The sequence below is a fragment of the Streptomyces sp. NPDC054786 genome, assembly GCF_053611685.1.
In genome coordinates this window covers 111,477-126,110 of the sequence record NZ_JBSHAW010000017.1, presented here as the reverse complement: position 1 = coordinate 126,110, position 14,634 = coordinate 111,477, and the positions used below count along the sequence as shown (strand labels likewise).

Genomic DNA, 14,634 nt, shown 5'->3' with positions numbered 1-14,634 from the left:
GCGCCCGCACGTGAGGCGCCCGCACGTGAGGCATCCGCACGCGAGGCGCTGCCGCGTGTGGGACGCCCGCCGCATGCGAGGCCTGCCGTATGCGAGGCCCTTGCCGCATGAGCGCTTCCCGCGTGCCCGGCGCGCGCATCTGGGCGCGTACGGCTCAGGCGCCGCAGGAGCGCAGGAAGCGGCGGGTGCGCTCGGCGATGGGGAACGGCTGGTCGGGTGGGCAGGGATACATGTCCTGCTCGACGATGGCGAAGAGGTCGACATCCAGTTCCTGGGCGGCCTCCAGGACGGGCGGCAGTGCGGGCACGCCGAGCGGCGGTTCGCACATCACGCCCTGCTTGACGGCCGGGCCGAACGGGGTGCCCTTGGCGACGACCTCGCCGAGGATGTCCGGGTCGACCTGCTTGAGGTGGAGGTAGCCGATCCGCTCGCCATAGGTGCGGATCAGCTTGACGCTGTCGCCGCCGCAGTAGGCGTAATGGCCGGTGTCCAGGCAGAGGTTGACCAGGTCGGAGTCGGTGACGTGCAGGAACCGCTCGACGTGTTCCTCGGTGTCGATGTGGGTGTCGGCGTGCGGGTGGACGACGATGTCCAGCCCGAACTCGTCCCGTACCCGCTTGCCCAGCCGCTCCATGCCGGTGGTCAGATGCTTCCACTGCTCCACGGTCAGCTCGCGCGGCTCGAGCTCCTCGGCGGTCTTGTCGTCCCGCCAGAAGGACGGGATGACGACGAGGTGTCCCGCGCCCATCGCCTGGGTGAGGGTGGCGACCTCGGAGACATGTGCCCAGGTCTTGTCCCATACGGACGGGCCGTGGTGCAGCGAGGTGAAGATCGTGCCGGCCGAGACCTTCAGGCTGCGGCGGGCGATCTCGTCGTGCAGGACGGCGGGATCGGTGGGCAGGTAGCCGTACGGGCCGAGCTCGATCCACTCGTAGCCGGCCTCGGCGACCTCGTCCAGGAAGCGCTGCCAGGGGACCTGCTGGTCGTCGTCGGGGAACCAGACTCCCCACGAGTCGGGTGCGGAACCGACGCGGAGGCGGTCCAGGACGGGCGGGGCGGCATGGGGAACGGACATGCTGCGGCTCTCCTCTCGCCGGTCGGCGGTGACCGGGAGGCGCTGGGGTGGGTCGTGGGGCACAGCCTCTCTGCCGCCCCGGGGAGTGTCAAGACTTCGTCCTGACATAAGGACTTAAGGACTTTGTCACTCCCGTCTGCCGCTTACCACCCGCCACCCGCCCTCTATCGCCCGTCACTCGTCATCTGCCGCCGCCCACCACCTGTCACTCGCTACCCGTCCCCCGCCGTCCATCCGTCCATCCGCCCTCCGGGTGCGTCCAGCCTCACGACCGCCTTCGGCGTCCCTGCGACCCCCCGCGACCCCCGCGACACTCTTCGACGTCAATATGTAAGGACAAATTGTTGACAGGGTCTGACTCTCCCCGTTAGACCTTTCCTCAGAGCAGAACCTGCCGAACCCGCCGCGCCGGCCTGACCCGAAGGGGCGCACATGACCGAGCCGTACGACCTGATCACCATGGGCCGCATCGGAGTCGACATCTACCCGCTGCAGACCGGTGTGCCGCTGGCGCAGGTGGAGACGTTCGGGAAGTTCCTCGGGGGCTCGGCCACCAATGTGGCGGTGGCCGCTGCCCGGCTCGGCCGGCGGAGCGCGGTCATCAGCCGCACCGGAAGCGACCCGTTCGGCGACTATCTGCACCAGGCGCTGCGCGACTTCGGCGTGGACGACCGCTGGGTGACCCCCGTCGATGCCTATCCGACGCCGGTCACCTTCTGCGAGGTCTTCCCGCCGGACGACTTCCCGCTCTATTTCTACCGCCGCCCCAAGGCCCCCGACCTGGTCATCCGCCCCGAGGAACTCGACCAGGACGCCATCGCGGCGGCCCGGATCTTCTGGATCACCGGCACGGGGCTGTGCGAGGAGCCCAGCCGCAGTGCCACCCTCGCCGCGCTGGAGGCCCGCGCCAAGAGCGGCACGACCGTCTTCGACCTGGACTGGCGGCCGATGTTCTGGGGCGGCGAGGGCGGCGCCTCCGGTGACGGCGGCGTGCGCGGCGCCGCGGCGATGGCCACCGCCCGCCCGTACTACGAAGCCGCCCTCCGGCACGCGACGGTGGCGGTCGGCAATGTCGACGAGGCCGAGGTCGCCACCGGACTGCGCGATCCCAAGGCCTGCGCCCAGGCGCTGCTGGACATGGGCGTGGAGCTCGCCGTCATCAAACAGGGCCCCAAGGGTGTGCTCGCCGTGCACCGGGACGGCCGCACCGCCGAGGTTCCGCCCACGCCCGTCGAGGTCGTCAACGGCCTGGGCGCCGGTGACTCCTTCGGCGGCTCGCTCTGTCACGGCCTGCTGGCCGGCTGGGATCTGGAGCCGATGATGCGCTACGCCAACGCTGCCGGCGCCATCGTCGCCTCGCGCCTCGCCTGCTCGTCCGCGATGCCGACGGCCGACGAGGTCGACACCTTCCTCGCGGGCCGGTGACCTCCATGTCCGGATCCGCACCCGCCCCGTTCCCGCGGCCGGACCCGCCCTGCCCCGGGGCCGCACCCGCCCCGCCCCCGCGGCCGCACCCGCCCCACCCCGGCCCGAACCAAGCCGCACTCGCCCCGCCCGGCCCCGACGGCCGCACCCGCCCCGCCCCCGCCGCCGCACCCGCCGCCGCACCCGCCCCACCTGTGCACTCAAGAAGGTGAGTTGAGCCTTGAACCCTCGGATCAGTGACCTCGCGACGCTGCGGGCCCGGCACCCCGAAGCCGTCGCGGAGGCCGCCGCCCGCCGCACCCGTCGCCCGCTCATCGGCGACAGCGGCCGGCTGATGATCGTCGCGGCCGATCACCCGGCCCGCGGCGCGCTCGCCGTCGGAGACCGGCAGCTCGCCATGGCCAACCGCCTCGATCTGCTCGAACGGCTGGTCCTTGCGCTGTCCCGGCCCGGTGTGGACGGTGTGCTCGCCACCGCCGACATCCTGGAGGACCTGCTGCTGATCGGGGCCCTCGAAGGCAAGGTCGTCATGGGGTCCATGAACCGCGGCGGCATCGCCGGCGCCTCCTTCGAGATGGACGACCGGTTCACCGGCCACCGGCCCCAGGATCTCGCCCGGCTCCGTTTCGACGCCGGGAAACTGCTGCTGCGCATCGACTACAGCGACCCCGGCTCGCTGACCACTCTGGAGACCACCGCCCGGGTCATCGATGCGATGGCCGAGCGGCAACTGCCCACCTTCGTCGAGCCGTTCCTCTCCTCCCGGATAGACGGCGCGGTCCGCAACGACCTCAGCGCCGAGGCCGTCACCCGCTCGGTGGCCATCGCCTCCGGCCTCGGCGGCACCTCCGCCTATACCTGGCTGAAGCTGCCGGTCACCGACGACCCCGACGCCATGGCCCGGGTCTGCGAGACCACCACCCTGCCCACCGTGCTGCTCGGCGGCGACATCGGCAGCACCGTGCAGGAGCAGGAAGCCGCCTACGAGAAGTGGCGCAAGGCGCTGCGGCTGCCGACGGTGCAGGGCCTGGTCGTCGGCCGTTCCCTGCTCTACCCGGCCGACGGTGATGTCGCCGCCGCCGTGGACACCGCCGTAGGCCTGCTGTGAACACCGCGACTTCCGCAGGAGACTCGATACATGAGCACTGAATTCCACCTGAAGGCCACAGCGGCGGCGGACGGCCCGTACGCGCTGGACATCGACCCGAAGCGCGCGGGCTGGGGCTACTCCTCGCTGCGCGTCCTCGACCTGCCGCCCGGTGGCCGTCACTCCTTCGCCACCGGCGACAGCGAGTGGATCGTGCTGCCGCTGTCCGGCGGCTGTACGGTGCTGACGGACGGCGGTGAGGCGTTCGAACTGACCGGCCGGGAGAGTGTGTTCAGCGGGGTCACCGACTTCGCGTACGTACCGCGCGACGCCGAGGTGCAGATCGCGAGTGGCGCCGGCGGCCGCTTCGCGCTCACCGGCGCCCGCTGCGACCGCCGTCTCCCGGCCCGTTACGGCGCCGCGTCCGACGTCCCCGTGGAGCTGCGCGGCACCGGCAACTGCTCCCGCCAGGTCAACAACTTCGGCGCCGCGGGCAGCTTCGAGTGCGACCGGCTCATCGCGGTGGAGGTGCTCACCCCCGGCGGCAACTGGTCCTCCTATCCGCCGCACAAGCACGACGAGTGCCGCCCCGGCGAGGAGTCCGAGCTGGAGGAGATCTACTACTTCGAGATCGAGTCCGCCCACGGCACGGAAGGCGTCGGCTACCAGCGCGTCAGCCCCTCCGGTCACGGCCGCGGCACCGATGTGCTGGCCGAGGTCCGCAGCGGCGACGCCGTCCTCATCCCCGACGGCTGGCACGGGCCGTCCATCGCCGCCCCCGGGCACGCCATGTACTACCTCAACGTCATGGCAGGGCCCGGCGAAGAGCGCGAGTGGCTGATCTGCGATCACCCCGACCACGGCTGGATCCGCGGCACCTGGCCCGATCAGCCCGTCGACCCCCGCCTCCCCCTCTACGAAGCGCCCGTAGGAGACGCCCGATGAACGCCCCGACGACACGCCGCCTGACGGTCGCGCAGGCCCTGGTCGAGTTCCTCGCCCACCAGTACACCGAGCGGGACGGCCGCCGGCACCGCCTGATCAACGCCTGCTGGGGCATCTTCGGCCACGGCAATGTCGCCGGTATCGGCCAGGCCCTCCTGGAGTCGGGCGAGGCGCTCCCCTATCTCCAGGGCCGCAACGAGCAGGCCATGGTGCATGCCGCCGTCGGCTACGCCCGGCAGCGCGACCGGCTCGGCGCGCAGGCCGTCACCACCTCCATCGGTCCCGGCGCCACCAACCTCGTCACCGGTGCGGCACTCGCCACCGTCAACCGCCTTCCGGTCCTGCTGCTGCCCGGTGACATCTTCGCGACCCGGCCCGCCGACCCGGTTCTCCAGCAGCTCGAAGTGCCCTTCGCCGGCGATGTCTCCGTCAATGACGTGCTGCGCCCGGTCTCGCGCTACTTCGACCGGGTCACCCGGCCCGAGGCGCTGATCCCCGCGGCCCTGCAGGCCATGCGGGTGCTCGCCGACCCCGTCGACACCGGCGCGGTCACCCTCGCGCTGCCGCAGGACGTCCAAGCCGAGGCGTACGACTGGCCGGAGGAGTTCTTCGCCGACCGGGTCTGGCGCATCCCCCGGCCCGCCCCCGACGCCGATGCCCTCGCCGATGCGGTAGGGGCCTTGCGTGCCGCCCGCCGGCCCCTGGTGATCGCGGGCGGCGGTGTCCATCACAGCGAGGCCGAGGACGCGTTGTGCGCGTTCGCCGACGCCACCGGTGTCCCCGTCGCGTCCACCCAGGCCGGCAAGGGCTCGCTGCGCCACGACCACCCCGCCGACGTCGGCGGGATCGGCCACACCGGCACCGCCACCGCCGACGCCCTCGCCCGCGAGGCCGACCTGGTCATCGGCGTCGGCACCCGCTACACCGACTTCACCACCGCCTCCTCGACCCTCTTCGCCACGCCCGGCGTCCGCTTCCTCAACCTCAACATCGCGTCCTTCGACGCCCACAAGCTCGGCGCCCTCTCCCTGGTCGCCGACGCCCGTACCGGACTCGAAGCGCTCACCAAGGAGCTGTCCGGCCGGCGCGTCGACGCGGAGTACGAGGCCGCCTACCGGGCGGCGAAGGCCGGCTGGGAGCGCCGGGTGGATGCCGCGTTCGGCGCCGAGGACCCGTCCGTACGGCCCTCCCAGACCCAGGTCCTCGGTGCCCTGGACGCCGTCGTCGACGACACCGACGTGATCATCAATGCGGCCGGTTCCCTCCCCGGTGACCTGCACAAACTCTGGCGTGCCCGGTCCCGCAGGCAGTACCACCTCGAATACGGGTACTCCTGCATGGGCTATGAGATCCCCGCCGCGATCGGCGTCCGGCTCGCCGCCCCCGACCGGCCGGTGTGGGCGCTGGTCGGCGACGGTACGTACCTGATGAACCCCACCGAACTGGTCACCGCGGTCCAGGAGGGCATCAACATCAACATCGTCCTCGTCCAGAACCACGGCTATGCCTCCATCGGCGGGCTGTCCCAGGCGACCGGTGGTGAGCGCTTCGGCACCGACTACCGCTTCCGCGCCGGGGACGGCACGTACACGGGTGCGCCGCTGCCGGTCGATCTCGCGGCCAACGCCGCCTCGCTCGGTCTGCAGGTGCTGCGTGCGGCCACCGTCGGTGAGCTGCGTGCCGCCCTCGCCGAGGCGCGTGGCGCGAACCGGCCCACATGTGTCTATGTCGAGACCGAAACGGCTGACACTGTGCCGGGCGCGCCGGAGGCGCAGGCCTGGTGGGATGTTCCTGTTGCCGAGACCGCGACACGTCCGGCGGCGGTGGCTGCCCGCGAGGCGTACGACCGGCACACCGCCGGGCGCCGCCACCTCTGACTCCCGCTCGAAGTCGTCACCCAGAAAGGCCCTCCCGCATGAAGACCATCAGCCACTGGATCGGCGGCAAGCCCGTCGAGGGCGTCTCCGGCAACTTCGGCCCGGTCTACAACCCGGCCACCGGCGCCCAGGAGAAGCAGGTCGCCTTCGCCTCGGTCGACGAGGTCGACGCGGCCGTCGGCGCGGCCAAGGAAGCCTTCGCCACCTGGGGCACCAGCTCCCTGTCCAAGCGCACCTCGGTGCTGTTCAAGTACCGCGAGCTGCTCGATGCGCACCGCGAGGAGATCGCGCGGCTGATCACCGCCGAGCACGGCAAGGTGCACTCCGACGCGCTCGGTGAGGTGGCCCGCGGCCTGGAGATCGTCGAGCTGGCCTGCGGCATCCCCGAGAAGCTCAAGGGCGAGCTGTCCACCCAGGTCTCCACCCGCGTCGATGTGGCGTCGATCCGCCAGTCCCTCGGTGTGGTCGCCGGCATCACGCCGTTCAACTTCCCGGCGATGGTGCCGATGTGGATGTTCCCGCTGGCCATCGCCTGCGGCAACACCTTCGTCCTCAAGCCCAGCGAGAAGGTGCCCAGCGCCGCGTTCAAGCTCGCCGAGCTCGCCGCCGAGGCGGGTCTGCCCGACGGTGTGCTGAATGTCGTCAACGGCGACAAGGTGGCCGTCGACGCCATCCTGGAGCACCCGGACATCGCCGCGGTCTCCTTCGTCGGCTCCACCCCCATCGCCCGCTACATCCACACCACCGGCACCGCCAACGGCAAGCGGGTCCAGGCGCTGGGCGGCGCCAAGAACCACATGCTGGTCCTCCCGGACGCCGACCTCGACCTGGCCGCGGACTCCGCGATCAACGCCGCGTACGGCTCGGCCGGCGAGCGCTGCATGGCGATCTCCGTCGTCGTGGCCGTCGGCGAGACCGCCGACCCGCTGATCGGCAAGATCAAGGAGCGCGCCGACCAGCTGTCCATCGGCCCCGGTGACGACCCGGCCTCCGAGATGGGCCCGCTGATCACCAAGGTCCACCGCGACAAGGTCGCCTCGTACGTCTCCGGTGCCGCGGCCCAGGGTGCCGATGTCGTCATCGACGGCACCGGCTACACCGTCGAGGGCTACGAGGACGGCCACTGGATGGGTGTCTCCCTCCTGGACAACGTCACGCCCGAGATGGACGCCTACCGCGACGAGATCTTCGGCCCGGTGCTGTCCGTGGTCCGCGTCGAGACCTACGACGAGGCCATCGCGCTGATGAACAACTCGCCGTGGGGCAACGGCACCGCGATCTTCACCCGCGACGGCGGCGCGGCCCGCCGCTTCCAGCTGGAGGTCGAGGCCGGCATGGTCGGGGTGAACGTGCCGATCCCGGTGCCGGTCGGCTACCACTCCTTCGGCGGCTGGAAGGACTCGCTCTTCGGCGACCACCACATCTACGGCAACGACGGTGTGCACTTCTACACCCGCGGCAAGGTCGTCACCACCCGCTGGCCCGACCCGTCCGACGGCGGTATCAACCTGGGCTTCCCCAGCAACCACTGACGCAAGCACGGTCCGACGGGTTTGCCGTCCCTGACGGAAGCCGTCACCGAGGGGCGCGGTACCTGACGGACGCCCCGGCCCCGTCGCCCTGACCCGACCCCCTGCCGGACACCCGCCGGCAGGGGGTCGGGCAGGTCCGGGGGCGGGTGTGCCGGGGGCCCGGGAGACCCTCGGTCCAGGGGGAGACCGCGGCCCGGTGCGTTGCTACGGTGCTCCCCGCGGAGCACCGACACAACCGGGGGACGAAATGCCGCAAACCCTGGCGCTCGCCAAGGGCGCCCGTATCACCGGCGGGATATTTTGCCTGCTGTTCTTCCTGTTCACGGCCTACTGGCTGGCCGTGGACCTCAGCGAGTTCGGCATCGACGGGGTCTGGGAATCCTGGACCCGCCAGCGGTCCGGCGGCATCAACCAGGTCACCGCCCCCTTCCATATCGGTCTCGCCGCCGTTCAGTTGGCCGCGGTGGTCGCGGCCTTCGCCGGCCGGCGGGCGGCGGGCGGACTGCTGGCGGTCGCCACCACGCTCACCTTCGCCACCGCCCTGCAGGCCGTCATCAGCACCGGCACCCACACCAGCGACAACCGCTGGTTCCTGCACGCCGACCAGGACACCACGATCTTCGAAGGCGTCTTCATCAGCACCATGTTGCTGGTGCTGGTGTCGTTCATCGCCGGCGTCGTGCTGCTCGCCGGGATGCGTTCGTGGCCGCGCCACACCCCCAGTGACCCGCCGAAGCGCCCGGTCCGTACGGCCGGTGTGGCGGCCGGGCTGCTGCTCGGCGCGATGGTGCTGTGCAACCTGGCCTGGCAGCTCTACATGCTGGTGCAGGGCGGCACCGGCTCCGCCACCATGTTCTACCTCGGCAAGGGCGTCCTCAGCTCGCTGCTGAGCATGGCCCCCGGCTGGTCCGCGCTGGTCCTCCTCGTGCTGACCGGGGTGGCCGCGCTGAGCAGTCTGACGCGCGGCGCCGGGGCCCGGGGCCTGGCCTTCGGGCTGGCGATCGTGGCGCTGCCCGGCGCCGTGGTGACGGTGATCGGGCTGGCCGGCAAGGGCACCCTCTTCACGCTGGGCGGCTCCATGCCGGGCCTGACCGTCATCGGCGACATCGGGCTGCTGCTCGACCTGTTGGGCTCGCCGGCCCTGCTCGTCCTGATGGGCCGCGGTGAGCCGGTCGTCCCCGCCTGGTATCCGCCGTCCCAGGCGCCGCAGTTCGCCGCGCCCGGCTTCGTGCCGCAGGCCGGCCCGCAGGCCCCGCCGCCCGGCCCGCAGGCGCCGCCGTCCTGGCAGCCGCCGCCGCCCGTCGGCCCGGCGCCCCCGGCCGGCGCCCCGCCGATGCCGCCCGGTACCCCGCCGATGCCGTCCGGTACCCCGCCGCCCCCGCAGGGCGGGTTCGGACCCCCGCAGGGCGGATTCGGGCCCCCGCAGTACTGACGGGCCGGCCGCACCCAGGTTCCGCGGGGCGCGGCCCGCCCGCCGTTTCCGTACCGCATCCGCGGTACGGAAACGGCGAACCCTACTCCCCGGGGAGGCCGCGGGGTTCCGCCCGGGGTACCGGCCGCCCGCTCCGGTCCGTACCTAGGATTCACGGTATGGATCTCCGAGGTCTCAGACTGCGCGGCCGGCGCCTGTACGCCGCCGCAGGTGCGCTGGCCGTCCTCATCGGAGGCGGCACCTGGGCGGCCGCCTCCTCGGACGCCGCGCCCGCCGTACACCGTGCGGACCGGGTGCTGACCATGCCCGACCGGCCCGGCAGCAAGGCGAAGGTGCGGATCGACACCTCCTTCTTCACGGCGGGGGACTCCGGCGGGCGGCGGCCCGCGGTGCTGCTCGCCCACGGCTTCGGCGCCACCAAGGCCACCCTCCGCCCCCAGGCCGAGCAGCTGGCCCGGGACGGATACGCCGTACTGACCTGGTCGGCGCGCGGCTTCGGCAGGTCCACCGGGAAGATCGGGCTCAACGACCCGCACGGCGAGGTCGCCGACGTCCGGCGGCTGATCGACTGGCTGGCCGAGCGCCCGGAAGTCCGGCTCGACAAGGCCGGCGATCCCCGGGTGGGCGTCGCCGGCGGCTCCTACGGCGGCGCGATCTCGCTGCTGGCGGCCGGCTACGACCGGCGCGTGGATGCCATCGCCCCCCAGATCACCTACTGGAATCTCGCCGACGCCCTCTTCCCCCACGGCGTGTTCAAGAAGCTGTGGGCGGGGATCTTCTTCACCACCGGGCCGGGGGGCGCGTCCACCGGCCCGGCGGGCACCGCGCCCAGGGTTCCCGGCGGCTGCGTGCGGTTCGAGCCGGAGCTGTGCCGGACGTACGAGCGGGTCGCCGTCAACGGCAGACCGGACGACGCGGCCCGTCGGCTCCTGGCGTCCCGCAGCCCGTCCGCCGTCGGCGACCGCATCAAGGTGCCGACCCTGATCATGCAGGGCCAGACCGATTCGCTGTTCCCGCTCGACCAGGCCGACGCCATGCAGCGGACGATCCGTAAGAACGGCGCGCCGGTCGATGTCGACTGGATCGCCGGCGGACACGACGGCGGCGACCGGGAGACCGCCCGCCTGGAGGCCCGTACGACGGCCTGGTTCGACCGCTATCTGAAGGGCGACAAGCACGCCGGCACCGGGCCCGCGTTCCGGATCAGCCGCACCGGGGGAGTGGACTCCACCGACGGGGCCGTGCGCCTGGGCGGCGCGAGCGCGGACCGCTACACCGGCCTGGACAACGATCCGCGGCGGATCCGGCTCGCGGGCCGCACCCAGACCCTCAGCAACCCGGCGGGCGCCGGACCGCCCGCCCTGTCCGCCATGCCCGGTGTCGGGGCGCTCGGCAAGCTCTCCTCGCTCGGCGCCGGCGGGCTGTCCCTGGACTTCCCCGGCCAGTACGCCGCCTTCGCCTCGGCGCCGCTGCGCACCCCCGTCCACCTCACCGGCAGCCCCACCGCCACCGTCCACCTGCGGTCCAGCTCCCGGGACGCGGTGTTCTTCGCCAAGGTCTACGACGTCGCCCCGGACGGCCGCCGCCAGGTGCTGCCGTCCCAGCTCGTCACGCCCTACCGGGTCAAGGACGCCCACGACGGCAGGACCGTGCGGCTCCGGCTGCCCGCCGTCGACCATGACCTCGCGGCCGGCCACCGGCTGCGACTGGTGCTCTCCGCCACCGACCTCGGCTATGCCTCACCGGCCGAACCCGCCACCTACACCGTCTCGCTGCAGGGCGGCGCGCTCAGCGTGCCCACCGCGCCCCGGGTGCGCAGCGCGGCGGTCCCGCTGCCCGCCTGGACCTGGCAGCTGCCCGCCGCGGCCGCGGTGCTCGCCGCGCTGCTGCTGCTCACCGGCCGCCGCAAGGCCGCGGCGCCCGCGCCCGACCCGGCGCTCGCCGAGGTCCCGCTGCACATCAGCGGGCTGACCAAGCGCTACGCCAGGTCCGCCGACAGGTATGCCGTACGGGACCTCACCTTCCGTGTCGAGAAGGGGCAGGTGCTCGGCCTGCTGGGGCCCAACGGCGCCGGCAAGACCACCACCCTGCGCATGCTGATGGGGCTGATCACGCCCGACGAGGGGGAGATCAGGATCTTCGGGCAGGCCGTCCGGCCGGGTGCTCCGGTGCTGTCGCGGGCCGGTGCGTTCATCGAGGGCGCCGGCTTCCTGCCGCATCTGTCCGGCCGCGCCAACCTGGAGCTGTACTGGCAGGCCACCGGCCGGCCCGCCGACGATGCGCATCTCGACGAGGCACTGGAGATCGCCGGTCTCGGCGACGCCCTGCAACGCGCCGTACGCACCTACTCCCAGGGCATGCGGCAGCGTCTCGCGATCGCCCAGGCCATGCTCGGCCTGCCGGATCTGCTGATTCTCGACGAGCCGACCAACGGGCTCGACCCGCCACAGATCCGTGCGATGCGCGAGGTGTTGATCCGCTACGCCGCCGCCGGGCGCACCGTCATCGTCTCCAGCCATCTGCTGTCCGAGGTCGAACAGAGCTGTACGCATCTGGTCGTGATGGACCGCGGGCGGCTGGTGCAGGCCGGTCCGGTCGCCGCGATCGTCGGCTCCGGCGACACCCTGCTGGTCGGTGTCGCGGAACCGGTCGGCGACGCCATGGTGGAGAAGGCGGATGCGCTGCCGGGTGTCGTCTCGGTGGTACGCGCCGAGGGCGGCCTCCTCGTGCGGCTGGGCGATGCGACCCCCACCCAACTGCTCACCGAACTGCTCCGGCTGGGGGTCGCGGTGGACCGTATCGGCCCGCACCGACGCCTGGAGGACGCCTTCCTCACCCTGATCGGAGGTGACCGATGACCGCGAACGCCACGGCGCGGGCGCCGGGTTACCGCCCGCGCCGCACCCTTCCGCTGCGCGTCGAGGCCCGGCGCCAGCTGTGGCGGCGGCGCACCCTGGTGATCGCCGCCGTGCTGGCGCTGCTGCCGTTCGTGCTGGTGGCGGCGTTCGCGATCGGCGGCGACCCGAACGGGCGCGGAGGGGGCCGGATCACCCTGATGGACAGCGCCACCGCCTCCGGCGGCAACTTCGCCGCCACCGCCCTGTTCGTCTCCGCGGGCTTTGTGCTGGTGGTCCCGGTGGCCCTGTTCTGCGGTGACACGATCGCCTCCGAGGCGAGCTGGTCCTCGCTGCGCTATCTGCTCGCCGCGCCGGTCCCACGGGCCCGGCTGCTGCTGAGCAAGCTCACCGTCGGGCTGCTGTTCAGCGCCGCCGCGATGCTGCTGCTGCCGCTGGTCGCGCTGGGCGTGGGCACCGCGGCGTACGGCTGGGGCCCGCTGCAACTGCCCACCGGCGGCGCGCTGCCCGCGGAGGTGGCGCTGCCGCGGCTGGCGATCGTGGTCGGCTATGTCTTCGTCAGCCAGCTGGTCACCGCGGCCCTGGCGTTCTGGCTGTCGACGGTGACCGACGCACCGCTGGGCGCGGTCGGCGGCGCCGTCGGGCTGACCATCGTCGGCAATGTCCTCGACCAGGTCACCGCCCTCGGTGCCTGGCGCGATGTGCTGCCCGCCCACTGGCAGTACTCCTGGGTGGACGCGCTGCAGCCCAGGATGGAGTGGGCCGGGATGATCCAGGGCTCGGCGGTGTCGGTGGCGTATGCGCTGGTGCTGTGCGCGCTGGCGTTCCGGGGGTTCGCGCACAAGGACGTGGTGTCGTGACGGCCGCATGACGGGGGCCGTGGCGGCGGGTTGCCACCATTCGGGGCGGTCGGCTGTCCAGAGGGCACCCTGAACACCCCGCGGAAGATCACCGTCGGCAAGGTGACCACCGCCCGGTCCGCCGCGGTCGGCTGGGCGACGGTCACCACCTTCTGGGACGGCGGGGTCCGCAGCGCCTTCACCGCCTATGTGGGCCTGGAATCCCGCCCGATCGCCCTGCAGAACGTCGACCGCGGGCAGTGAGCAGCCCGGTGCCGCCGGGGCCGGCCGCCGCGGTCAGGCGGTCGGCCCCTGCATGTGTGCACTGACCCAGCGCATCGTGCCCTCGCCCATGCCCTGTACATACGTCGCCGCGCTGTGCGTGCCGCCCGGCACGATCTGCAGCCGGGTGTGCACCGGACCGTGCCCGTACCGGGCGATGAACTGCCGTACCTTCGGCAGCACCGTGTTCTCCCGGGAGCCGTCCTGGAAGGCGAGGTAGACCGGCGGTCCGCCGCGGGCCATCAGCCGGCGGGCCAGTACCTCCGGGTTGTTCTCCCGCTCCTCCTTGGCGTGGCCGTTCCACAGCGGCGAGTCGGGCACGATGTCCGGCCCGTTGGGGATCGCCACCTTGAAGGTGTCCGGGTGCTGGAGCACGTTCTTCAGTGCCGCGAACCCGCCCGAGGAGGAGCCCATGATCGCCCAGGCGTCGCGGGTCTTGAGGGTGCGGAAGTTCTGCCGTACGAGATCGGGCACGTCCTGGCCGAGCCAGGTGCCGATCTTCGGCCGGCCCGGTATGTCGCTGCCGTCGTAGTACTGCTTGTCATCGGGGTTGAGCACCGGCATGACGACGATGAAGGGCAGGCTGCTGCCGTTCCTGGACCACTGGGCGAGGTTCTCCTCCAGTTCGAGGTCGGAGCCGATCCAGTAGTTGCGGGGGAAGCCGTACGAGCCGGGCAGTGCCTCCATCACCGGGAAGCCCTTGTTCGCGTTCCGCTTCTCGTAGTACTCCGGCGGCGCCCACACCCACACCTTCCCGGTGAAGCCCGACTTCGGGCCGTGCAGGGTGGTCACGCCTATCGGGGTGTTCCGGCCGGCCCCGCCGACCCGGCTCTCCTCGTCGAAGCTGATCGGGCGCGTGGGCCACTGCACCAGCGACCGCTTGCCCGGGGGCATGGCATGCAGCGCCGCGCCCGCCTGGGGACCGCCGAACCGTATCGGAGAGGCCTGGGCGGTGGCGCCGGTGCCGCAGCCGGCCGTACAGACGAGAACGGTCAGGGTGATCAGCGCGATCACCGGATGGAACAGGGCTTTGCGCACGGGGCCTTCTCCTTGCCGGACATCCGGGAGCTGTCCCGGCTGACCAGCAAGAGGGGGCCGGTGCGGGCCCGGGTTTCCCTTCCGGGGTGTCGGCTTGCTCGCACCTCCGCCCGGAGTCCGGCCATCCCCTTCGCGACCTGGGACGTTTTACGCAGACCGGAAGGGCGGTTTACCGGGATTTTCCCGGTGGGCGGGCGGCGGGACGCGCGGACACCCCTCACGCTCCGGGCAGTCCGGAACGCCCGTC

At 72.3% G+C, this 14,634-nt stretch carries 11 protein-coding genes; 9 read left to right on the top strand and 2 right to left on the bottom strand.

All coding sequences use genetic code 11. From position 1 onward, the window contains the following. Nucleotides 1-154: 154 nt before the first annotated feature. Entirely contained in the window at nt 155-1,075 is a 921-nt protein-coding gene (locus tag ACWGI6_RS16550; RefSeq protein WP_453268159.1) for a sugar phosphate isomerase/epimerase family protein, read from the bottom strand. Between the two features lie 432 nt (nt 1,076-1,507). On the opposite strand from ACWGI6_RS16550, the gene iolC reads away from it, so the two are divergent. From iolC to ACWGI6_RS16505, 9 genes are all read left to right on the top strand, one after another. Continuing rightward, entirely contained in the window at nt 1,508-2,500 is a 993-nt protein-coding gene (gene iolC, locus ACWGI6_RS16545; protein WP_453268158.1) for a 5-dehydro-2-deoxygluconokinase, read from the top strand. Between the two features lie 220 nt (nt 2,501-2,720). Next, on the top strand, nt 2,721-3,608 hold the full coding sequence (locus tag ACWGI6_RS16540) for a Cgl0159 family (beta/alpha)8-fold protein (protein ID WP_393906234.1): 888 nt from the start codon (nt 2,721-2,723) through the stop codon (nt 3,606-3,608). A gap of 30 nt (nt 3,609-3,638) precedes the next feature. Then, a complete protein-coding gene (iolB, locus tag ACWGI6_RS16535; protein ID WP_453268157.1) occupies nt 3,639-4,532 on the top strand; it encodes a 5-deoxy-glucuronate isomerase in 894 nt (297 codons plus the stop codon). Continuing rightward, nucleotides 4,529-6,409, top strand: a complete 1,881-nt coding sequence (gene iolD / locus ACWGI6_RS16530) for a 3D-(3,5/4)-trihydroxycyclohexane-1,2-dione acylhydrolase (decyclizing) (RefSeq protein ID WP_453268156.1) — start codon at nt 4,529-4,531, stop codon at nt 6,407-6,409. Before iolB ends, iolD begins: the two co-directional genes overlap by 4 nt. Before the next feature lie 38 nt (nt 6,410-6,447). Continuing rightward, nucleotides 6,448-7,941 carry a CoA-acylating methylmalonate-semialdehyde dehydrogenase gene (locus tag ACWGI6_RS16525; RefSeq protein ID WP_393906231.1) on the top strand — a complete coding sequence of 498 codons (1,494 nt, stop codon included), beginning with the start codon at nt 6,448-6,450 and terminating at the stop codon, nt 7,939-7,941. A gap of 247 nt (nt 7,942-8,188) precedes the next feature. Then, the gene (locus tag ACWGI6_RS16520; protein WP_453268155.1) at nt 8,189-9,373 is read left to right on the top strand and encodes a hypothetical protein; all 1,185 of its coding nucleotides are present in this window, start codon (nt 8,189-8,191) and stop codon (nt 9,371-9,373) included. 158 nt (nt 9,374-9,531) lie between these two features. Continuing rightward, complete coding sequence (locus ACWGI6_RS16515; RefSeq protein ID WP_453268154.1) at nt 9,532-12,231, top strand: alpha/beta fold hydrolase; 2,700 nt, start codon at nt 9,532-9,534, stop codon at nt 12,229-12,231. Further along, a complete protein-coding gene (locus ACWGI6_RS16510; protein WP_453268153.1) occupies nt 12,228-13,088 on the top strand; it encodes an ABC transporter permease in 861 nt (286 codons plus the stop codon). Before ACWGI6_RS16515 ends, ACWGI6_RS16510 begins: the two co-directional genes overlap by 4 nt. Before the next feature lie 102 nt (nt 13,089-13,190). Further along, complete coding sequence (locus ACWGI6_RS16505) at nt 13,191-13,331, top strand: hypothetical protein (protein ID WP_453268152.1); 141 nt, start codon at nt 13,191-13,193, stop codon at nt 13,329-13,331. A gap of 33 nt (nt 13,332-13,364) precedes the next feature. Here the strand turns inward: ACWGI6_RS16505 and ACWGI6_RS16500 are convergent, their stop codons facing one another. Continuing rightward, nucleotides 13,365-14,387, bottom strand: a complete 1,023-nt coding sequence (locus ACWGI6_RS16500) for an alpha/beta hydrolase (RefSeq protein WP_453268151.1) — start codon at nt 14,385-14,387, stop codon at nt 13,365-13,367. Between the last annotated feature and the right edge of the window lie 247 nt (nt 14,388-14,634).

Coding starts and splice junctions, on each gene's coding strand:
- ACWGI6_RS16550 (WP_453268159.1), bottom strand. CDS start 1,075: ATGTCCGTTCCCCATGCCGCCCCGCCCGTCCTGGACCGCCTCCGCGTC.
- iolC (WP_453268158.1), top strand. CDS start 1,508: ATGACCGAGCCGTACGACCTGATCACCATGGGCCGCATCGGAGTCGAC.
- iolB (WP_453268157.1), top strand. CDS start 3,639: ATGAGCACTGAATTCCACCTGAAGGCCACAGCGGCGGCGGACGGCCCG.
- iolD (WP_453268156.1), top strand. CDS start 4,529: ATGAACGCCCCGACGACACGCCGCCTGACGGTCGCGCAGGCCCTGGTC.
- ACWGI6_RS16525 (WP_393906231.1), top strand. CDS start 6,448: ATGAAGACCATCAGCCACTGGATCGGCGGCAAGCCCGTCGAGGGCGTC.
- ACWGI6_RS16520 (WP_453268155.1), top strand. CDS start 8,189: ATGCCGCAAACCCTGGCGCTCGCCAAGGGCGCCCGTATCACCGGCGGG.
- ACWGI6_RS16515 (WP_453268154.1), top strand. CDS start 9,532: ATGGATCTCCGAGGTCTCAGACTGCGCGGCCGGCGCCTGTACGCCGCC.
- ACWGI6_RS16510 (WP_453268153.1), top strand. CDS start 12,228: ATGACCGCGAACGCCACGGCGCGGGCGCCGGGTTACCGCCCGCGCCGC.